13 protein-coding genes are annotated in these 21,011 nt (G+C 69.8%); 11 read left to right on the forward strand and 2 right to left on the reverse strand.

The genetic code is table 11. The features are described 5' to 3' along the window. Positions 1–43: 43 nt before the first annotated feature. On the reverse strand, positions 44–2,881 hold the full coding sequence (locus ABFX45_RS27300) for a glycoside hydrolase family 3 C-terminal domain-containing protein (RefSeq protein WP_346132822.1): 2,838 nt from the start codon (positions 2,879–2,881) through the stop codon (positions 44–46). A gap of 160 nt (positions 2,882–3,041) precedes the next feature. Between ABFX45_RS27300 and ABFX45_RS27305 the strand changes: the two genes are divergently transcribed. From ABFX45_RS27305 to ABFX45_RS27345, 9 genes are all read left to right on the forward strand, one after another. Next, complete coding sequence (locus ABFX45_RS27305) at positions 3,042–4,724, forward strand: ABC transporter substrate-binding protein (RefSeq protein WP_346132824.1); 1,683 nt, start codon at positions 3,042–3,044, stop codon at positions 4,722–4,724. 32 nt (positions 4,725–4,756) lie between these two features. Next, complete coding sequence (locus ABFX45_RS27310) at positions 4,757–5,668, forward strand: ABC transporter permease (RefSeq protein WP_233439693.1); 912 nt, start codon at positions 4,757–4,759, stop codon at positions 5,666–5,668. Beyond that, on the forward strand, positions 5,665–6,645 hold the full coding sequence (locus ABFX45_RS27315) for a carbohydrate ABC transporter permease (protein ID WP_109638174.1): 981 nt from the start codon (positions 5,665–5,667) through the stop codon (positions 6,643–6,645). The genes ABFX45_RS27310 and ABFX45_RS27315 overlap by 4 nt, the downstream gene beginning before the upstream one ends. Positions 6,646–6,650: 5 nt before the next feature. Beyond that, on the forward strand, positions 6,651–7,688 hold the full coding sequence (locus ABFX45_RS27320) for a LacI family DNA-binding transcriptional regulator (protein WP_109638175.1): 1,038 nt from the start codon (positions 6,651–6,653) through the stop codon (positions 7,686–7,688). A gap of 111 nt (positions 7,689–7,799) precedes the next feature. Continuing rightward, positions 7,800–9,836 carry a glycoside hydrolase family 31 protein gene (locus ABFX45_RS27325; RefSeq protein WP_346132828.1) on the forward strand — a complete coding sequence of 679 codons (2,037 nt, stop codon included), beginning with the start codon at positions 7,800–7,802 and terminating at the stop codon, positions 9,834–9,836. Beyond that, on the forward strand, positions 9,833–11,815 hold the full coding sequence (locus ABFX45_RS27330) for a beta-galactosidase (RefSeq protein WP_109638177.1): 1,983 nt from the start codon (positions 9,833–9,835) through the stop codon (positions 11,813–11,815). Before ABFX45_RS27325 ends, ABFX45_RS27330 begins: the two co-directional genes overlap by 4 nt. Then, entirely contained in the window at positions 11,812–13,878 is a 2,067-nt protein-coding gene (locus ABFX45_RS27335) for an alpha-galactosidase (protein ID WP_346132831.1), read from the forward strand. The genes ABFX45_RS27330 and ABFX45_RS27335 overlap by 4 nt, the downstream gene beginning before the upstream one ends. Further along, positions 13,875–15,350 (forward strand): glycoside hydrolase family 43 protein, encoded by a 1,476-nt coding sequence (locus ABFX45_RS27340; protein WP_346132834.1) that lies wholly within the window; start codon positions 13,875–13,877, stop codon positions 15,348–15,350. Before ABFX45_RS27335 ends, ABFX45_RS27340 begins: the two co-directional genes overlap by 4 nt. Before the next feature lie 145 nt (positions 15,351–15,495). Next, complete coding sequence (locus tag ABFX45_RS27345; RefSeq protein ID WP_233439702.1) at positions 15,496–17,475, forward strand: cellulase family glycosylhydrolase; 1,980 nt, start codon at positions 15,496–15,498, stop codon at positions 17,473–17,475. A 133-nt stretch (positions 17,476–17,608) separates the two neighbouring features. On the opposite strand, the gene ABFX45_RS27350 is transcribed toward ABFX45_RS27345, so the two are convergent. Continuing rightward, positions 17,609–17,734: a hypothetical protein gene (locus tag ABFX45_RS27350; protein ID WP_346132837.1), complete on the reverse strand. Its 126-nt coding sequence runs from the start codon at positions 17,732–17,734 to the stop codon at positions 17,609–17,611. 286 nt (positions 17,735–18,020) lie between these two features. Between ABFX45_RS27350 and ABFX45_RS27355 the strand changes: the two genes are divergently transcribed. Both ABFX45_RS27355 and ABFX45_RS27360 read left to right on the forward strand, forming a co-directional pair. Beyond that, positions 18,021–19,337 carry a jacalin-like lectin gene (locus tag ABFX45_RS27355; RefSeq protein ID WP_346132839.1) on the forward strand — a complete coding sequence of 439 codons (1,317 nt, stop codon included), beginning with the start codon at positions 18,021–18,023 and terminating at the stop codon, positions 19,335–19,337. Next, complete coding sequence (locus ABFX45_RS27360; RefSeq protein WP_346132842.1) at positions 19,337–20,938, forward strand: PHP domain-containing protein; 1,602 nt, start codon at positions 19,337–19,339, stop codon at positions 20,936–20,938. The genes ABFX45_RS27355 and ABFX45_RS27360 overlap by 1 nt, the downstream gene beginning before the upstream one ends. Positions 20,939–21,011 lie beyond the last annotated feature (73 nt).

Below are 21,011 nucleotides of genomic sequence, written 5' to 3' on the forward strand. Positions count from 1 at the left end.
AAAGGGTGGTGGCCCGCCACCGCCGGAAGGCGGGCCACCGGTCTCAGCCGCCCGAGGAGAAGCGGAAGGCGGTCATGCGGAACTCGCCGTGCAGCGTCACCCGCAGGTCGTGGACCCCGGCCACCGGTGCCGCCAGCGCCGCCGACGCGGTCGTCCACGTGTAGCGGTCGCCGGTGACCGGGACCGCGATCTCAGCCAGCAACTCCTCACCGGTCCAGAAGGCCACGCGCGCGTCGGAACCATCGCAGGCGAGTTCGGCCTCGACCCCGACCGCACCGGACAGGTCGACCGAGCGGAACAGCAGCGTCGCCGGCTGGGCGGGGTCGGTGGGGGTGATCGCGTCGCCGGTCACGCGGGTGGCGTCGACGATCGTGGTGCCCTCGTGGTCGTCGAAGTCGACGGCGAGCAGGCGGCGGTCGACGCCGGCGCGCGGTGCCGGGGCCGGGCCCGCCACCGTCAGCGGTGCGGTGAGCACGAGGTCGGTGGCGGAGCGGGCGACGATCACCTCGTAGTCGCCGGGGTCGACGGTGAAGGCGCCGGTCGCCACGTCCCAGTGGGCCAGCTGGTCGGTGGAGAGGCGGAAGCTCAGCACGTGGCTCTCCCCGGCGGCGAGCCTGACCTTGCGGAAGTCGGCCAGCCGCAGCTGTGGTGCCTCGTAGCGGGCGTCGAGCGCGCGGACGTAGAGCTGGACGACCTCGCTGCCGCTGCGAGCGCCCGTGTTGGTCAGGGTCACCGAGACGTCGACCGCGCTGCCCGGGGTGACGGTGGCCGCGGACAGGATGAGGTCGCGGTGGGCGAACTCGGTGTAGGACAGGCCGTGGCCGAACGGGTACAGCGGCGCGGGCCGGTGGTACTGGTACGTCCAGCCCGCCTTGATGATGTCGTAGTCGAGGGGGTGCGGCAGCTCGTCGTCGCCGCGGTACCACGTCTGCGGCAGCCTTCCGGACGGCTCCGCCTCGCCGAGCAGGACGGCCGCGACCGCCCTGCCTGTCTCCTGCCCGCCGTGGGAGGTCCACACCACGGCGGGCAGGTGCTCGTCGGCCCAGTCCAGGGCGTAGGGGTAGCTGCTCATCACGACCAGCGCGGTGTCCTTGCGGACGTTCGCCACGGCGCGCAGCAGCGACTCCTGGGCGTCGGGCAGTGCGATGCCCGCGCGGTCCTCGGTCTCGCGGCCGTGGATCAGGGGGTGGTTGCCGAGGACGACGACCGCGACGTCCGCCGAGGCGGCGGCGGCCAGTGCTTCCGCGGTGCCGTCCCGCAGCAGTTCGCGTTCCCAGCGCTCGGCGGCCTCCGGCGTCTCGGCGGTGACGCTCACCCGGCCGTCGACGGGGTCGACGGTGGCGTAGCGGCCCGACAGCACGTTCTGGAACAACACGAAGTCGCCCTCGGGCACCAGGCGGAACGTCTCGCGGACGTCCCAGCTCTTGATCTGCACCTGGTCCGCCACCAGCGAGTCGTCCTCGTGGTCGAGCCGGAGGTAGCGCCCGGTCTCCGCGGACCGCAGCGTCAGCACCCCGTCTCCCCAGTCGTCGACGTCGAACGGGGTCTTGCCGAGCAGCTCGCCGCTGGTGCGCGAGCGCAGGGCCACCCGGTCGGAGCCGTCCGCGACGAGCACCTCGCCGTCCTGCCCCTGGATCACCGACCTGATGCCGTCGGCGACCGTGACCTGGTACGGCAGCGTGCCGCTGTACCAGTCCTCGCACAGCGTGTCGGCGAGCGGGCCGATGACCGCGACCCGCAGCGCGCCGCTGGCGTCGAGCGGCAGCAGACCCTCGTTGCGCAGCAGCACCACCGACTCGGTCGCGGACTGCAGCGCGAGGGCGCGGTGCTCGGCGCAGTCGATGACCTCCGGGCCGATGGCGGCGTAGGGGTCGAGTTCGGGGTCGAACTCGCCGAGCCGGAAGCGCAGCGCGAGCTGCCGGCGGACCGCACGGTCCACATCGGACGAGTCGATCAGGCCGCGGTCCAGCGCCTCACGCAGGCGGCCGACCGGGGTGTCGCTGTCCTGACCGTGGTCGGTGAAGCTGTCGATGCCCGCCTTGAGCGCGGCGGCGTGGGACTCGGCGTGGTCGTCGAAGTAGTGCTCCGGGTCGACCAGGTTGGACGGCGCCTCGGCGTCGCTGACCACGAACAGCTCGTGGCCGGTCACCTCTGCCCAGCGGCGCAGCTCCGTCTCGATGAGCGGGCTCACGTGGCACGGGCGGCCGTTGACCAGGTTGTAGCCGGCCATGGCGCCGGTGGCGGTGCCCGACTCGACCACGGGCCGGAAGGCGGCGAGGTCGTACTCCTGAAGCACGCGTGGGCGCAGGCCAGATGAGGTGACGCAGCGGTCGTCCTCGTTGTTGTAGGCGAGGAAGTGCTTGAGCACGGGGGCCGCGCGCAGGAACCGGTGGTGCTCACCCACGAGACCGCGGCAGAACGCCACTCCGAGGCGCGCGGTGTGCAGCGGGTCCTCTGAGTAGCCCTCCTCGTTGCGGCCCCAGCGCGGGTCGCGCAGCAGGTTCAGCACCGGCGCCCACGCCTGCAGGCTGTTGGTGCCCGTGCCGATGGCGGTCGGGCGGTGGTAGTGGAACGCGCGCAGCTCGACCGAGGTGGCCTCGGCGACGCGGCGCACCAGCTCCTCGTCCCACGTCGCCCCCAGCCCGACGGCCTGCGGGAACACGGTGGCCTCGCCGAGCCAGGCGACGCCGTGCAGCGCCTCGGTCCCGGTCCGGAACGCGGCGACGCCCAGCCGGGGCACGGCCGGCGAGTACTGGTGCAGCATCGCCAGCCGCTCGTCGAGCGTCAACCGCTCGATCAGATCGTCGATGCGCTTCCGCAACGGCAGCGCTGGATCGCGGAAAGGCAGCCGATCGACGGCGGACATGGACTCGGAAACCACGTGGTAACCCCTCAGGTCGGAGCTAGCGGCGAAGCGTTTCGACGGTGGCACGCTTAGGTTTCTGCTGTCAACGGTCTTGTTTCATGCGAGTTGCGTCACTACTGTGCCCGACATCTGTTTAAGCGCTTCGACACTTCGACGATGAAGGATCGGTTCCGCCATGGGCAACGAGTTGAACCGCAGAAGCTTCCTGAACGCCGCCGTCTCGGCCGCAGGACTTGTCGCGATGGGACCGCTGCTGTCCGCCTGCGGCGGGGGAGGTGCGCAGCGGGCCGGCGTGAACTCCGAGGCGGGCCTCAAGGCCGCACTGCCGGCCTACGTCCCGAACACGTCGATCAAGCCGGACATCCCCTCGGTGGCCGGTGGCCCCGACGCCCTGACCAACCCCGGCTTCCTCAAGTACCCCGCAGACCGGATCGCCACCGTGTCGGGTGTGCCGGGCAAGGGCGGCAAGTACTCCACCGTCACGCCGCTGTGGGGCACCATTCCGCCGGCCGACAACTCGTTCTACCAGGCGATGAACTCCGCGCTCGGCGTCGAGCTCCAGATGAAGCCGGCCGACGGCAACAACTACAACACGATCATCCCGACGATGACGGCCGCCAAGCGGCTCCCGGACTGGATCCAGCTGCCGACCTGGTGGAACTCGCAGTTCAACACCGGCGGGCTGGCCGGGACGCAGCTCGCGGACCTGACGCCCTACCTGTCCGGCGACAACGTCAAGAAGTACCCCAACCTCGCGGCCATCCCCACCGCGGCGTGGCGGACCGGCGTCTGGGGCGACAAGCTGTACGGCATCCCGTCCTTCTCCTCCGGGTTCCAGGTCGCGGGCATCATCTACTACCGGCGGGACATCTTCGAGGCCAAGGGCATCAGCCCCGACCAGGTGAAGTCCGCTGACGACCTGATGAACCTCGGCAAGGAGCTGACCGACGCCAAGAACGGCGTGTGGGCCTTCGACGACGTCTACCGCTACATCTACACCGCCTTCGGTGCGCCGCTGAAGTGGAAGGTGGACAACGGAAAGCTGGTCCACCTGTACGAGACCGAGGAGTTCTACGCGGCGCTCGACTGGAACCACCGGCTCGCGACCGCCGGGTACGTGCACCCCGACGCGCTGGCTGGCGACAACGCCAACGGCAACACCCGCTTCTACGGCGGAAAGACGTTGATCTCCAGTGGCGGTACGGGAGCGTGGAACCTCTCCGACGCCCAGTCCGGTGCGGCCGCCAACCCGAACTACCGGCGCGGGGCGTTCAACATCTTCGCCGCCGACGGCAAGAGCGCGCCGCGGATCGACATGGGCGCCGGCTCCAGCCTCATGAGCTACCTCAACGTCAACCTGAAGCCGGAGCAGATCGAAGAGCTGCTGTCCGTCGCGAACTACCTCGCCGCGCCGTTCGGATCCGCCGAGTACACGATGATCAACTACGGCGTCGAGGGCCAGCACTTCACCATGGTCAACGACGAGCCGACGCACACGGACGCGGGCAAGAAGGAGGTCCAGGCGCAGACCTACCCGTTCCTCGCCACACCGGCCTCCGCGGTCAGCAGCCCCGGCAACCCGCAGGTCACCAGGGACTACACCGGCTGGCAGGCGGCCAACGTCAAGGCGCTCGCCAAGCCGGTGTTCTGGAACATGAACATCAGCATGCCGCAGGCACAGGCCACGGCCGACGCCGCGCAGTCCGTCGAGGACACCATGAAGGACTGCATCCACGGCAAGAAGAAGGTGTCCGACGTGAGGGACGCCGTCGCGGCGTGGAAGACCAGCGGTGGCGGGGACAAGCTGATCCAGTGGACGACCGAGAACGTCCTCGAGAAGCACGGCACCGGGCAGTGACCACCGCACCAACGCGCCAAGCGGGACGACCGGTGAGGCTGAACTGGCGCATCAGGCTGCGGCGCGACCGGTCGCTGATCCTGATGACGCTGCCCGCCGTCGTCCTGCTGCTGGTCTTCAACTACGCGCCGCTGTTCGGGCTGATCACCGCCTTTCAGGAGTACGACCCGCTGGTCGGGGTCTGGAACAGCCCGCTGGCGGGCTTCGACCAGTTCGAGCGGCTCTTCGGCGACCCGCTGTTCTGGGGAGCGGTGCGGAACACGCTCTACCTCAGCTTCGTCCAGCTGATCCTGTTCTTCCCGATCCCGATCGCGCTGGCGCTGCTGCTCAACTCGGTGCTCAGCCAACGGATCCGCAACTTCATCCAGTCCGTCGTCTACCTGCCGCACTTCTTCTCGTGGGTGCTGGCCATCACGATCTTCCAGCAGATGCTCGGCGGTGCGGGAGCGCTCAACCACTTCCTGCGCAACAACGACATCGGCACCTGGGACATCATGACGAACCCGGACACCTTCGCCCTCCTGGTCACCGCACAGGTGATCTGGAAGGAGGCGGGGTGGGGGATCATCGTCTTCCTGGCCGCGCTCGCCGCGATCAACACCGACCTCTACGAGGCGGCCGCGGCGGACGGCGCCGGACCGTGGCGGCGGCTGTGGCACATCACGCTGCCGGGTCTGCGCGGCGTGATCGTGCTGCTGCTGGTGCTGCGCCTGGGCAACGCGCTGTCGGTCGGCTTCGAGCAGTTCCTGATCCAGCGCAACGCCGTCGGTCACGACGCGGCGGACGTGCTGGACACCTTCTCGTTCTACTACGGCATCGCCACCGGCGACTACAGCTACGGCGCGGCGGCAGGTCTGTTCAAGAGCGTCATCTCCCTGCTGCTCATCTGGGGTGCGAACAAGCTGGCGCACGCCTTCGGCGAGGACGGGTTGTACAGGAAATGACCAACACACTCACGATCGAACGCACGAGCGCGAACGCGGACGCGGACGCGCCGAAACCGGCGACTCGCCGCAGGAAGCCGAACGATCGCGCGCCGTGGGAGGAACCTCCGACACCCGTCGGCCAGGCCGCCAAGGGGCTGACCCTGGGCGTGGTGCTGCTGATCATGGTGGTGCCGCTGTGGATCGTCGTCGTGACCAGCCTGTCGACCCAGGCCGCTGTCACCCGCGCGGGCGGCCTCGTGATCTGGCCGGACGGCATCACCTTCGAGGCCTACAGGGTGATGCTCGAAGACGTGACCGTGCGCAACGCGCTGCTGGTGAGCCTCGGCATCACCGCGGTCGGCACCCTCGTGTCGATGGCGGTCTCGATCATGTGCGCCTACGGGCTGTCCCGTTCGCGCTCGTTCGCGCACCGCTTCCTGCTGACCCTGTTGATCATCACCATGTTCGTCAACGGCGGCCTGATCCCGACCTTCCTGGTCGTCACAGGGCTGGGCGGCTACGGCGCGTGGTGGTCGCTGATCCTGCCGAGCGCGATCTCCGTCTTCAACATCCTGGTCCTGCGCGCCTTCTACTCGAGCACCTCCACCGACCTCATCGAGGCCGCGCGGATCGACGGCGCGGGGGACTGGCGGATCCTGTGGTCCATCGTCATGCCGACCTCGCGCGCGGTCACCGCCGTGATCGCGCTCTTCTACGGCGTGGGGTACTGGAACGCGTTCTTCAACGTCATGTTGTACATGCCGACCGACAGTGAGAAGTGGCCGCTGCAGTACGTGCTGCTGACCTACGTCAACCGGGGCAACGGCATGCCGGGCTCGATCAACTCCGGCTTCGGGACGGCCTTCTCGCAGACAGCGCCGCTGTCGCTGCAGATGGCCGTGGTGGTGCTGACGCTGGTTCCACTGCTCATCGTTTATCCGTTCGTGCAGAAGCACTTCCGCACGGGCGTCCTGACCGGCGCTATCAAGGGCTGAACTTCATGGTGACCATTGCCGATGTGGCCAGGCACGCGGGCGTGTCGTCCAGCACGGTCAGTTACGTGCTGAGCGGCAAGCGCGCGATCTCCGAGGAGACGCGGCGCCGGGTGCAGAGCTCCGTGCAGGAGCTCGGCTACCACCCCAACGCCGGCGCGCGAGCCCTGGCCGCGCGGCGATCGCACATCATCGCCCTGATGGTGCCGTTGCGCACCGACGTGTACGTGCCGGTGATGATGGAGATCGCCATCGCGGTCACGATGGCCGCCCGGCAGCACGGCTACGACGTCCTGCTGATCACCAACGACGAGGGTCCGGACGGGGTGCGCCGGATCGGTGCCAGCGGCCTGGCCGACGGCGTGATCCTCATGGACGTCGAGCTCGACGACGAGCGCATTCCGGTGCTGCAGTCGAACGGCACCCAGGCCGCGCTCATCGGCCTGCCGGACGACCCGGCCGGACTGTCCTGCGTGGACCACGACTTCGCGGCGGCCGGCGCGCTCTGCGCGGACCACCTGGTCGATCTCGGCCACCGCGAGGTCGCGTTCATCGGCTACGGCACCGGTGTCTACACCCGGCACGCGGGCTACGCCGAACGCACGCTCACCGGTTTCGGCGAACGGGCGGCGCAGCGCGGTCTGAGGTTCGTGCACAGACCGTGCGACGGCACTTACGAGAGCACGGCGGGGACTCTCGCCCGCATCCTCGCCGACCGGCCGGACACCACCGGGTTCGTCGTGCAGAACGAGGGCGCGATCGGCCCGCTGCTCACGCTGCTGCGTTCCAGCGGGCGGACCGTGCCGGAGGACGCGTCGGTGATCGCGCTCTGCCAGGCGCAGCTCGCCGAGCAGTTCGCGCCCCGGCTCACCTCGGTGACGGGCTCGGCGCAGGAGCTCGGCCGCGTCGCCGTCGAGCAGATCATGCGGCGTGTCACGGCGGCCGGAAACCGGCAGCGGCCGGTGGACGAGACGGTCCTGCTGACCCCTGAGCTGACCGTCCGCGACAGCACCGGGCCCGCGCCGCGCCCCGGCTCCCAGCCCTGACCCAGAGCTTCTTCGGCATCGCTCGCCCCGATGTCCTTCCGCTCCGGCGTCCGCACCCGGACGTCCCGAGCCTTGCCATCCCGACCGCTGACAACCGCGAGGAGCGGCCGCATGCCCACCTACTTCCGAGACCTCGGCACCGCGCTCGAATGGCGTGCCAAGGGCGAGACCCTGCGCGTCGAGCCGTGGGGCCCGGACGCCGTCCGGGTCAGAGCGAATCCCGGCGGGCCGTTGCTCGAAGACCTGCCCGGCGCGCTGCTCGACGCACCACCCGCAGGCGGCGAGATCGAGATCAAGATCGCCGAGCACCACGCGACGCTGGTCAACGGCAAGCTGACCGTCCGCATCGACGCCGGCACCGAAGGCCAGCTCACCCCGGAGCTCGGGGCGTCCGCCGGCAGCCTGACGTTCGTGCGCACCGAGGACGGCACCGAGCTGCTCGCCGAGCAGCCCGCCCACTTCTGGTGGCCGGGGCCGCGCCTCGCGACCGCCACGGGCAACGGCCACCACCGGCTCGAGCAGCGTTTCCGGGCCTACCAAGGGGAACGGCTCTACGGACTGGGGCAGCACACGCACGGCATGCTGAACCAGAAGGGCGCGGTCATCGACCTCGTCCAGCGCAACGCCGAGGTCGCCATCCCGCTGCTGATCTCCGACCGCGGCTACGGCCTGCTGTGGAACTCGCCGGCCATCGGCCGGGTCGAGCTGGCCGAGACCGGCACGCGCTGGGTCGCCGACAGCGCCCGCCAGATCGACTACTGGATCAGCGCGGGCGAGCCGGCCGACGTGCTGCGCGGTTACGCGGACGCGACAGGGCACGCGCCGGAACTTCCCGAGTGGGCAGCGGGTTTCTGGCAGTGCAAGCTGCGCTACCGCACCCAGGAGGAGCTGCTCGAGGTCGCGCGCGAGTACAAGCGGCGCGGGCTGCCGTTGTCCGTGATCGTCTGCGACTTCTTCCACTGGACGCACCTCGGCGAATGGAAGTTCGACCCGGCCGAGTGGCCGGACCCGGCGGCGATGGTGCGTGAGCTCGGCGAGATGGGCGTCAAGCTCATGGTGTCGGTGTGGCCGTCGGTGAGCCCCGTCAGCGAGAACTACCACCCGATGCTGGACCAGGGTTTCTTCATCGGCAGCGGCTACGGGCCGGTGGCGCACGCGGACTGGCCGGACAAGGGGCTCGGCGCCTACTCCGCCCAGGTCGCGTTCTACGACGCCACCAACCCCGAGGCCCGCGAGTACGTGTGGGACCGGATCCGGCGCGGCTACCACGACCTCGGCATCAAGGTGTTCTGGCTGGACGCAGGTGAGCCGGAGCTCAAGCCTGGCAACCAGACCGGCCTGCGCTACCACGCGGGGCCCGGCCTGGAGGTCGGCAACATGTACCCGCGCGAGAACGCCCGCATGATCCACGACGGCCTGCGTGCGGCGGGGGAGACCGAGATCATCTCGCTCAACCGCTCGTCGTGGGCGGGCGCGCAACGGTACGGAGCCGCGCTCTGGTCCGGTGACATCGCCACGGACTTCGCCTCGCTGCGCACCCAGATCAAGGCCGGCCTGAACGTGATGATGTCGGGCATCCCCTGGTGGACGACGGACATCGGCGGCTTCCACGGCGGCGACCCCGAGGACCCGGCCTACCGCGAGGTCCTCGTGCGCTGGTTCCAGTACGGCACCTTCTGCCCCTTGTTCCGCCTGCACGGTTTCCGCGGCGACGAGCAGGTGCTGGAGCCCGCGATGACCGGCCTGGCCAACGAGGTCTGGTCCTACGGCGAGGAGGCCTACGAGATCCTCTCCGCGCACCTGCGGCTGCGGGAACGCCTGCGCCCCTACGTGATGGAGCAGATGCGCACGACCTCCGAGACCGGTGTGCCGCCGATGCGGCCGGCGTTCCTGGAGTTCCCCGGCGACCCCGCGGCGTGGGAGGTCGAGGACGCGTTCCTGCTCGGCCCTGACCTGCTCGTCGCTCCGATCACCGCGGCGGGTGCCCGCGAGCGAGAGGTCTACCTGCCGGCCGGTGCCCGGTGGGCCGACGCCTGGACGGGTGAGGAGCACGAAGGCGGGCAGACCGTGACCGTCGCGGCCCCGATCGACCGCATCCCGCTGTTCCTGCGTGACGGCGCGAGCCTGCCCGTGCGGGAGGAACCGTGATCACAGACCGGCTGGGCGGACTGGCTTTCGGCGGTGACTACAACCCCGAGCAGTGGGACGAGCAGGTGTGGAAGGAGGACGACGAGCTGATGCGCCTGGCCGGGGTCAACCTGGCCACCGTCGGCGTGTTCTCCTGGGCGCTGCTGGAGCCGGAGGAGGGCCGGTACGACTTCGCGTGGCTCGACGCGCATCTGGATCGCTTGCACGCCAACGGTGTGCACGTCGACCTCGCCACTCCGACCGCCTCGCCGCCGCCGTGGTTCACGCTGGCACACCCGGACGCCATGCCCGTCACGCCCGAGGGCACGAGGCTCGTGCACGGCAGCCGCGACACGTATTGCATCAGCGCCCCGGCCTACCGCGAGGCGGCGCGGCGGATCGCCTCGGCCCTCGCGCAACGTTATGGCGACCACCCGGCGCTGGCGCTGTGGCACGTGCACAACGAGTACGTCACCTTGTGCTGGTGCGAGCACACCGCCGCCGCGTTCCGGGTCTGGCTGCGTGCCCGGCACGGCTCGCTGGACGCGCTCAACGAGGCGTGGGGGACGACGTTCTGGAGCCAGCGATACGGCAGCTGGGAGCAGATCCTGCCGCCACGGGCCACGCAGTGGCACCGCAACCCCGGTCTCACGCTGGACTTCAGCCGGTTCTTCTCCGACGAGGTGATCGCCGCCTACTCCGAGCAGCGGGACGCGATCCGCGCGCACAGCGACCGGCCCGTGACGACCAACATGATGCAGCCCGGCTACCAGAACATCGACCTGTGGGCGCTGGGCCGCGAGGTCGACCTGGTCGCGATCGACCACTACCCGGACCGGCCGGGCCTGGCCGCGGCCGCGGACGTCGCCTTCGCCGCCGACCGCGCCCGGTCGTACGCGGGCGGCAGGCCGTGGCTGCTGATGGAGCAGGGCACCAGCACCGTCTACGACCAGGGCCGGACGCTGGCCAAGGAACCCGGCGAGATCCTGCGGCACTCGCTCGGCCACATCGCGCGCGGCTCAGAAGGCGCGCTGTTCTTCCAGTGGCGGCAGTCCAAGGCGGGCGCCGAGCAGTGGCACTCGGCGATGGTCCCGCACGCCGGTCCGGACAGCCGTGTCTTCGGTGAGGTGACGGAGACCGGTGCGGCCATCGGCCGCCTCGCCGAGCTGGCGGGATCGACCGTCACGGCCGAGGTGGCCGTGCTGCACGACTCCGACGCGTGGTGGGCGCTGAACTCGGACGGCCTGCCATCGTCCGAACTGGACTACCACTCGGCACTGCGCGACGCCCACCGGGCGTTGTGGGACGCCGGAGTGGTCACCGACTTCGCGCACCCGGAAGACGACCTCGGCCGGTACCGGTTCGTGGTGGCCCCGGCGCTGTTCCTGCTCTCCGACGCCGCCGCGGAGAACCTGCGCGGATACGTCGCCCGCGGCGGCACCCTGCTCTTCCAGTACTTCGGCGGGGCGGTCGACCAGAACATGCACGCCCGGCTCGGCGGCTACCCGGCCGCACCGCTGCGGGAGGCGCTCGGCATCCGGGTCGAGGAGTTCCGGCCACTGCGGCGAAATGAGCGGATCACTCTCTCCGACGGCTCGCACGGCACGGGCTGGAGCGAGTCGGTGCGGGCGGTGGGCGCCGAAACGGTCGTCGCCTACACGCACGGCACGCTCGCCGGCTCCCCGGCGCTCACCCGGTACGGCTTCGGCGAGGGAGAGGCCTGGTACCTGTCCACCCGCCTCGACGACGCGGACTACGCGGCGCTGGTCGCCCGGCTGCTGGACTCCGCGGGCGCCGGCCCGGTGCTGCCCGGTCTGCCGCCCGGTGCCGAAGCCGTCACGCGCCAGGCAGAGGATGGTCGCTGCTGGCACATCGTGCTCAACCACGGCACCGAACCCGTTTCCCTGCCTGGAAGTCACCACGACGTGCTGACCGGCGAACCGGCGCGGGAACTGGCGCCCGGTGGGTGCGCCGTGCTGCGGGAAGAAGCGCCGCGGTGACGACGATTCACTGGGGCCACGAGAAACTGAACTGGGAGTTCGACCTCGTCGACGGCAGGGTGAGCCGTCGCGGCACGGTGATGCCGTTGGCCGAGGTGACGGCCGCGAACCACGGCCGCACCTGGTCGAGCAACCGTCTCGTCGACACGGCGATCGGCGCGCGCCTGCGGTACCGGGCGCACCGGACACTGTCCGAAAAGGACTGGCAGGTCCTCGTCATCGAGCTGCACGACCAGGAGAGCGGCCTGGCCGTGGAGGTGAGCTACCGTTCGCCGGAGGGCGTTCCCGTGGTGCGCGCCGAGGTCGCCGTGCGCAACGAGGGAAGTGCCCCGCTGCGGCTGGAGTCGGTCACCTCCCTCGTGGTGAGCGGTCTCACGCCGGGACGGCCGGACCACGCCGACGTGCTGTGGGCGGAGAACGACTGGATCGCGGAGTGCCGCTGGCGTGCTGAGCCGATGCGCCTCACCTCACCGGATCGGGACGGACGGCACTGCGACGCCCGGCACAAGGGTGCGTTCACCGTCGCGGGACGAGGTGTGTGGTCCAGTTGCGGCCACCTGCCGATGGGCGGTCTCGCGGACCGCGAGACGGGCCAAGCGTGGGTCTGGCAGATCGAGCACAACGGCGGTGGCTGGCGCTGGGAGTGCGGTGAGCTCGACGGCACGGCCTACGTGGCGCTGTCCGGGCCGGAAGACCTCGACCACGGCTGGAACCGCGTCCTGGCACCGGGTGACGAGTTCCGCACCGTGCCCGTCGCGGTGGCGTTCAGCGCGGACGGCGGGCCGGACGGGGCGTTCACCGCGCTGACCCGCTACCGCCGCGCGACCCGCAGGCCGCATGCCGACCACGAGGCCCTGCCGATCATCTTCAACGACTACATGAACTGCCTGATGGGTGATCCCACGACGGCCAAGCTGCTGCCGTTGATCGACGCGGCCGCCGGCGCTGGTGCCGAGTACTTCGTCATCGACGCCGGCTGGTACGCCGAGGAGGCCGAGAACTGGTGGGGCACCGTCGGTGCGTGGCAGCCGTCGCGCAGCCGTTTCCCCGGCGGCATCGAAGAGGTGCTGACGCGGATCCGGGAACGCGGCATGGTTCCCGGTCTGTGGCTGGAGCCCGAGGTCATCGGTGTCGACAGCCCTCTCGCGCTGAGCCTGCCGGACGAGGCGTTCTTCCGCCGTGACGGCGTGCGGGTCTCCGACTGCGGCCGGCACCACCTGGACCTGCGCCACCCGGCCGCTCGTGCTCACCTGGACGCGGTGGTGGATCGCCTGGTCGGAGAGTGGGGCGTCGGTTACCTGAAGCTCGACCACAACATCAACCCCGGCTCCGGAACCAGCGCGGGTCCCGGTGAGAGCCCTGCCGACGGCCTGCTCGGGCACAACCGCGCGCATCTCGACTGGCTCGACGGCGTCCTGGACCGCCATCCGCACCTGGTGCTGGAGAACTGCGCTTCCGGCGGGATGCGCATCGACCACGCGTTGCTGTCGCGGTTGCAGCTGCAGTCCACCAGCGACCAGCAGAACTTCGACCGCTACGCACCGATCGCGGCCTCCGCGCCGACGACGATGACGCCGGAACAGGCAGCGGTGTGGGCGTATCCGCAGCCGGAGGACTCGCTCGACGAGGTCGCCTTCACCATGGCGAGCGCCCTGCTCGGCCGGATCCACCTGTCCGGGAAGATCGCCGAGCTGGCGCCGGAGGCCAGTGCGCTCGTCCGCGAGGCGCTGACCGTCTACAAGGCGATCCGCGGTGATCTGCCGTCGGCGGTACCGGCCTGGCCACTCGGGCTGCCCGCGTGGGACGACCCGTGGCTGGCCCTCGCCATGAGCACTTCGTCCACGACCTACCTGACCGTCTGGCGCCGTCCCGGTGGTGGGGACACCACCACCCTGCCGTTGCCGGTTCTGTCCGGTGTGGACGTGGAGGTGGAACGGCTCTACCCGGCTGCAAGTGCGGCGGTCGCGCAGTGGCAGCCCGGCACCGCCGAACTCGCGGTGACGCTGCCCGCGGCGCCCTCCGCCGTGCTGTACCGGCTCACGACCAGAGGAGTTGACCGGTGACGACCCCGGTGATCCCCGGAATGCATCCCGACCCGAGCGTGTGCCGGGTGGGGGAGGACTACTACCTGGTGTGCTCCAGTTTCGAGTACTTCCCCGGCATCCCGGTGTTCCACAGCCGCGACCTGGTGAACTGGACGCAGATCGGCAACGCGCTGGACCGGACGAGCCAGCTGCTGCTGACCGCGGAAACACCGTCGTCGGCGGGAATCTACGCGCCGACGCTGCGTCACCACGACGGCCGGTTCCATCTGATCGTCACGAGCGTGAGCCACGGCGGCGGCAACATGGTCTTCACCGCCACCGACCCGGCGGGGCCGTGGTCCGACCCGATCATGTTGCCCGACGTCCACGGCATCGACCCGGACCTCGCCTGGGACGACGAGGGCAACTGCTGGTGCACGATGGCGGGGGTGCACCAGTACCGCATCGACCTGGCCACCGGTGAGGTCCTCGGTGCGTCGCAACGGCTCTGGTCGGGCACGGCGCGGGCGAAGGCCCCGGAGGCGCCGCACCTGTACCGGATCGGCGAGCACTGGTACCTGCTGATCGCGGAAGGCGGCACCGAACGGGGCCACGCCGTCTCGGTCGCCCGCGGCCCGGCGCCGGACGGCCCGTTCGAACCCTGCCCGGCCAACCCGATCCTGACCCACCGCAGCACCTACGAGCCCGTCCAGAACACCGGCCACGCCGACCTGGTGCAGGGCCCGGACGGGTCGTGGTGGATGGTGCTGCTCGGCGTGCGGCCGGGCGGCGGCACACCCGGCTGGCACGTGCTCGGCCGTGAGACCTTCCTGGCGCCGGTGACCTGGGTCGACGGCTGGCCGGTGGTCGGCCCGCTGACGGTCACGCCCCCGTGGCCGCTGCAGCCCGTGCCCGCCGAGCCGGTGCGGGACGACTTCGACCAGAGCGAGCTGCGGCCGCAGTGGGTGTCCACGCGCAACCGTTCCGAGGAGCACTGCACGACCAAGGATCGGGCGGGGTGGCTGACCCTGCACGCCCGCGGGTCCGGTCTGGACGATCCGGACGTCGTGTTCGTCGGCCGGCGTCAGCAGCACCTGTCGTGCCGCGCCAGGACCCTGGTCGATCCGTCGTCGGGAAGCGGTGGCCTGGCGGTCCGGTTCGACGAGGAACACCACTACGAGATCGAGGTGGCGTCCGGAGAGGTGCGGGTGCTCGCCCGGATCGGTCCGCTGCGGACGGTGGTGGCGTCCCGGCCCGCGCCGGAAGGGCCGCTGGTTCTCGGTGTCCAGGTGGACGAGGCGAAGGAGCTGCGGGACGCGCGTTCCGGCCCGGACACCATCTCCCTCGGCGTCGAGGAACCCGGCGGCACGTTCACCGTGCTCGCGACGCTCGACGGCCGGTACCTCTCCACGGAGGTCGCCGGTGGCTTCACCGGTCGCGTCATCGGCGTCTACGCCGCGACCGGCACCGTCCACTTCGACTGGTTCGACTACGAACCGCTCGGCGACTGATTCGCCGACCCGGTTCTCCTCACGCGTTGTGCGCGGTCATGCCGGCGGCCGCGGTTTTTCATCTCTGCCATCGTCGTCTGAGATTGTGGGGCCCTTCATGTACACATCAATCGGTAGAACAACACGCCGCCGGATCGGTGCGGTCGTGGCCGCGGTCACGACCGTCGCCGCGAGCCTGACGGTGGCGACGGCGAACCAGGCCGTCGCCGCGGAGGCCGGTTGCAAGGTCACCTACACCGTGAGCGGGCAGTGGGAGGGCGGGTTCAAGGCGGACGTGGCCGTGACCAACCTCGGCGCCGCTGTCGACGGGTGGAAGCTGAGCTGGGAGTGGCCGTCCGGCCAGCAGGCCGGGAACGCCTGGAACGCGAAGGTCACCGAGACCGACGGAGTGGTCACCGCCACGAACACCGGTCACAACGCCAAGATCGCCTCGCAGGCCACGGTGAAGTTCGGCTTCATGGGCACCTGGGACCACGCCAACACGGCGCCGCTGGCCTTCTCGCTCAACGGTGTCACGTGCGTCCACGGCGGTCCGAGCCGCACCGCGATGGAGCACACCGCGGCGATGCAGCCGGGGTGGAACCTCGGCAACACGCTCGACGCCACCGGTCCGGACGAGACGTCGTGGGGCAACCCGCGCGTCACGGAGGCGTTGCTGGACAACGTGAAGGCGCAGGGCTTCAAGAGCGTCCGCATCCCGGTCACGTGGAGCGCGCACCTGGCCCCGGACGGCACGATCGAGGCGGAGTACCTCGCGCGCGTCAAGGAGGTCGTGCGCTGGGCGTTGGCACGCGATCTGTACATCATGCTCAACATCCATCACGACTCGTGGCTGTGGATGTCGAAGATGCCGACCGAGCACGACAGCGTGCTCAACAGGTTCAACAAGATGTGGACGCAGCTGGCGGGTGCCTTCACCGAGTTCGGGCCCAAGCTGACGTTCGAGAGCTGGAACGAGCCGCAGTTCGCCGGGAGCACGGGCAAGCCGCAGGAGATCGCGCTCAACGCCGAGCTGAACGCCTCGTTCCACGACATCGTGCGGCGATCGGGCGGCAACAACGCCACCCGCCTGCTGGTCCTGCCGACCCTGCACACGTCGTCCGAACAGCAGTACATCGACCCGCTCGTGGAGCAGATCCGCGGGTTGAACGACCCCAACCTGATCGCGACCGTGCACTCCTACGGCTACTGGCCCTTCAGCGTGAACGTCGCGGGCGGCATGCGTTATGACGCCACCGCCCAGCAGTTCGACACCGACTCGTTCGACCGCGTGCACAACAGCTTCATCGCGCGGGGAATCCCGGTGATCCTCGGTGAGTACGGGCTGCTCGGGTTCGACCGGCACACTGGCACCGTCGAGCAGGGCGAGAAGCTGAAGTTCTTCGAGTACGTCGGCCACTACGCCCGTGCCAAGAAGATCACCACCATGCTGTGGGACAACGGCCAGCACTTCGACCGCACCATGTTCCAGTGGAAGGACCCCGAGCTCTACGCGCACATCAAGTCGAGCTGGACCACCCGCTCCGGCACGGCCTACACCGACCAGGTGTTCAACGCGAAGCAGAGCCCGATCAGCGCGAAGACGATCAAGCTCAACCTCAACGGCACGTCGTTCTCGGGGCTGTACAACGGAAACATCGCCCTGACTCGCGGCCGCGACTACACGATCGACGGCGACCAGCTCACCCTGACCGCCGCGGCGCTGACCAGGCTGAGCGGCTCGCGGACGTACGGCGTCAACGCGGTGCTGACGGCCCGCTTCTCGCAGGGCGTGCCGTGGCGGTTCTACGTCATCACCTACGACACGCCGGTGCTGTCCAACGTCACGGGCACGACGGACAAGTTCGAGATCCCGACGAACTTCCGCGGCGACCAGCTCGCCATGTTGGAGGCCAAGTACGACGACGGCACCTTCGCCGGGCCGCACGACTGGACCGCCTTCAAGGAGTTCGACAAGGCGTTCGCGCCCAACTACACCGACCGCCTGACCGCCCTGAAGGCGGAGTTCTTCACCAACGTGAAGGACGGCCAGCGGGTGACGCTCACGTTCCACTACTGGAGCGGCGCCAAGGTCGACTACTACATCAGCAAGTCGGGTAGCGCGGTCACCGGTACGACCGCCTGATCAGTCCATTGCGGACCAGAACCGCCGAAGGCCGTGACCGGTCTTCGGCGGTTCGGCGTTTGGCCGCTGTGGTTCCCTCTGTGGCCGCGTCGGCCATCGTTCGCCCCTCTTCAGTGTGGGATGTGGCACACCGTCATATCGCCTCGGCTCCGAGCTCCTCGGCGACCGCGGTGAGGTACCGCAGGATGATCGGCGCGATCGTCGCGGACGTGCCGCGGTTGGTCGTCCCGGCGGTGGCCTGCGCCGGGTCGGCGGACATCGCACCCATCCTCTCTGGTCATCCGGGGACAGAACGCAGATCATGCCCGTCACACGATGGCCGGAACAGCCGTACCGCTGTCGTCGGCGGTTGTTCGTGAAGTCTCGGAATCCTTTTCGCAGGCATCGGAAGAAGTTCACCGATCGGCGGTGGCGCCGTCTCGCCGATCTTCGTTGCTTTGTGTACACGGTGTTGTCATGTCCATGATATATGAAAGGTTCTCGTGTTGTTCTAACGTCGCGGCGTCGTGCTCGAACTCGAGTCAGGAGCCGTGCAGGTGGTCCGGTTGACCAGATTTGTTGCTGTTGCTGCTTTGTGGGCCACATGCGGGCTGACCGCGGCCGCGGTCCCGGCCTCGGCCGCACCGCCGTCCAGCGGGACGTTCTCCGTGCTGAGCCTCAACGTGGCCGGACTGCCGGAAGGGCTGTCCAGCGGCAATCCGCAGGCGAACACGCCGATCATCGGCCAGCGGATCAGGCCGTACGACATCGTGCACGTGCAGGAGGACTTCAACTACCACGCGTCGCTCTACGCCAACAACACGCACCCGTTCCGCACACCCACCAGCGGCGGTGTTCCGTTCGGCGACGGGCTCAACACGCTGGCCAACCACCCGTACTCCGACCTCACCCGCGACAAGTGGGACAAGTGCAACGGCACGGACTGCCTGACCCCCAAGGGGTTCACGTGGTCGCGGATCCGGATCGCCGAGGGCGTGCTGATCGACTTCTACAACGTGCACTCGAACGCGGGTGACAACGAGGCCGACCTGGCCGCCAGGCGGGCCAACATCAGCGAGCTGTCCCGGTTCATCACCGCCAACTCGGCGGGCAACGCGGTGGTGGTCGCCGGCGACACCAACACCCGCTACACCCGCACCGGCGACAACATCCGGGAGCTGGTCTCCGCCAACGGGCTGACCGACGCCTGGGTGCAGGAGGAACGGGGCGGTGTGCCGCCGGCCGCCGGCAGCCCGACGGTGGGCTGCAACGATCAGAACGTCAGCGACGCCTGCGAGGTCGTCGACAAGATCCTCTTCCGCGGGAACAGGTACATCACGCTGGATCTGACCCGCTACGGCAACGAGAACGCTGCCTTCCGCACGGCCGACAACAAGATGCTGTCCGACCACTACCCGATCGCGGCGGACTTCCGATGGACGCTGAACCCCGCCCTGTCGCTCAGCGACGCGTGGGGCGGACCGCACGGCAGCCCGTTCACCGACGTCGCCACGGTTCCGCTGGCGCAGCGGGTCACCGCCGTCAGCCTCCGCGCGGGCTCACGCGTCGACCAGGTCGGGATCACGCTCGCCGACGGCACTGCGTACACCCACGGCGGTGGCGGGGGAACGGCGCAACAGCTGACGTTGTCACCGGGTGAGCACCTGACGTCGGTGACCCTCCACTCCGGACAGTACAACGGGCACACCAGGATCTTCTTCGCCCGCTTCACGACGAACACCGGCCGGACGCTGTCCGGTGGCACTGAGACGCCGAACGCGGTCACGTACACCGCGCCCGCCGGTTTCCAGATCGCCGGTTTCCACGGGCGCTCCGGCAACGAGGTCGACTCGCTCGGCGTCGTCTTCACCAGGGTCGCGTGATGGCGGGGCAGACCGATCGGCGCGGGTTCCTGATCGGCACCGGGCTCGTGGCCGGTGCGGCGCTCGGCAGCAGCCCCGCGCGGGCGCACGCCGAGCGCGACGGCTACACGTGGCTCGCCGGTGACCACCACATCCACAGCCAGTACAGCAACGACGCCATGTACCCGGTGGCGACGCAGGTCGAGCGCGCGGCGCGGCACGGCCTGAGCTGGTTGACGATCACCGACCACGGCAACGTCCCGTTCGCGAAGTACAGCGTCGCGCCGTTGGTGGCCGACATCGTGGCGGCGCGGCAGAAGTACGAGGACGTGCTGGTGTTCACCGGGCTGGAGTGGAACATCCCGGCCGGTGAGCACACCACGCTGATGCTCGCACCCGGACGGAACGAGGGCAGCCTGCTGCAGGAGTTCGTCACCCGGTTCGACGCGCGGGTGAACGGCACCCGCGACGGCACCCCCGCCAACGAGGCGATCGCGGTGCAGGCGTTGAAGTTCCTGCGGGACGCGGTGGCGACCGGCCGGATCGCCGACGCGCTGGTGCTGCCCAACCACCCGTCCCGGCTGGGCATCAACTCACCGGTGGAGACCCGCACCTGGCGGGACACCGCGCCCGGCATCGTGATCGGCATGGAGGGCGCGCCCGGCCATCAGGCGGCCGGCCTGCCCGCACCGGGTATGGCGCGCGGCCGCGGGTTGTACGACTCGGCACCGGGCAAGTTCTCCTTCCCCGGTTACCCGGCCGAGAGCTACCGCACGTGGGGTGGCTTCGACTGGACGACCGCCACGGTGGGCGGCTTCTGGGACAGCCTGCTCGCCGAGGGCAAACCGTGGTGGATCACCACCACCTCGGACGGCCACCAGAGCTGCGGGGACTGGATGAAGAACCCGGTGGACCGCCTCGACCAGCAGGGCTACGACGACATCCCGTACGACAGCGCCGGACGGACGTTCACCAGCACCGGCCGCTTCCCGGACCCGGTCAACGCGGGCCGCCCGATCGTCGAATACAGCTCGTTCCCGCCCGGCGCCTACAACAAGACCTGGGTCGGCGTCACCGGCCGCGGACACCGCGAGGTGATGCGGGCGATGCGGGCCGGCCGGATGTGGGTCTGCTTCGGCGATCTCGTGGCGGGTCTCGACGTGCGGCTGCGCCCGCGCGGGTCGCGCGGGCCGGGGGTGTCGATGGGTGGCACGCTGCGCGCCTGCCGAGGCGACGTGGTCGAGGTGGTGGTCCGGATCGACCTGGCAGACGGCCCGAACTTCGCGGGTTTCGTGCCGAAGCTGGCGCGCGTCGACCTGATCGTCGGCGCGGTCACCGGCCCCGCCACCGACCCGTCGATGCTGCGCGCCCCGCAGACGAAGGTCGCGAGGTCGTGGGACGTCCGGGAACGTTCCGGCACCGTCGAGCTGGTCCACCGGATCACCGTCGACGGACCGTTCTACGTGCGGGTCAGGGGCACCGACGGCAAGCGCGTCGCACCCGGTTACCACGGCGCGGACGTGGATCCGGCCGGTCCGGCGATCGACGTCGCCGGCAAGTCGGACCCGTGGGAAGACCTGTGGTGCTACTCGAATCCGGTCTTCGCCGCGGTCCAGCGCTGAGCAGGCGACGGGTACCGCGCCGGGGAGCGGTGCGGCGCGGTACCCGTCTGTGCCGCGGGCCGGATCAGGGGTT

The sequence above is a fragment of the Lentzea roselyniae genome, assembly GCF_039537795.1.
Lineage (GTDB): Bacteria > Actinomycetota > Actinomycetes > Mycobacteriales > Pseudonocardiaceae > Lentzea > Lentzea atacamensis.

Excerpts from the sequence above, each read along its gene's own strand:
- ABFX45_RS27305 (WP_346132824.1), top strand. The coding sequence starts at position 3,042 with ATGGGCAACGAGTTGAACCGCAGAAGCTTCCTGAACGCCGCCGTCTCG.
- ABFX45_RS27315 (WP_109638174.1), top strand. The coding sequence starts at position 5,665 with ATGACCAACACACTCACGATCGAACGCACGAGCGCGAACGCGGACGCG.
- ABFX45_RS27320 (WP_109638175.1), top strand. The coding sequence starts at position 6,651 with ATGGTGACCATTGCCGATGTGGCCAGGCACGCGGGCGTGTCGTCCAGC.
- ABFX45_RS27325 (WP_346132828.1), top strand. The coding sequence starts at position 7,800 with ATGCCCACCTACTTCCGAGACCTCGGCACCGCGCTCGAATGGCGTGCC.
- ABFX45_RS27350 (WP_346132837.1), bottom strand. The coding sequence starts at position 17,734 with ATGTCCGCCGACCCGGCGCAGGCCACCGCCGGGACGACCAACCGCGGC.
- ABFX45_RS27360 (WP_346132842.1), top strand. The coding sequence starts at position 19,337 with ATGGCGGGGCAGACCGATCGGCGCGGGTTCCTGATCGGCACCGGGCTC.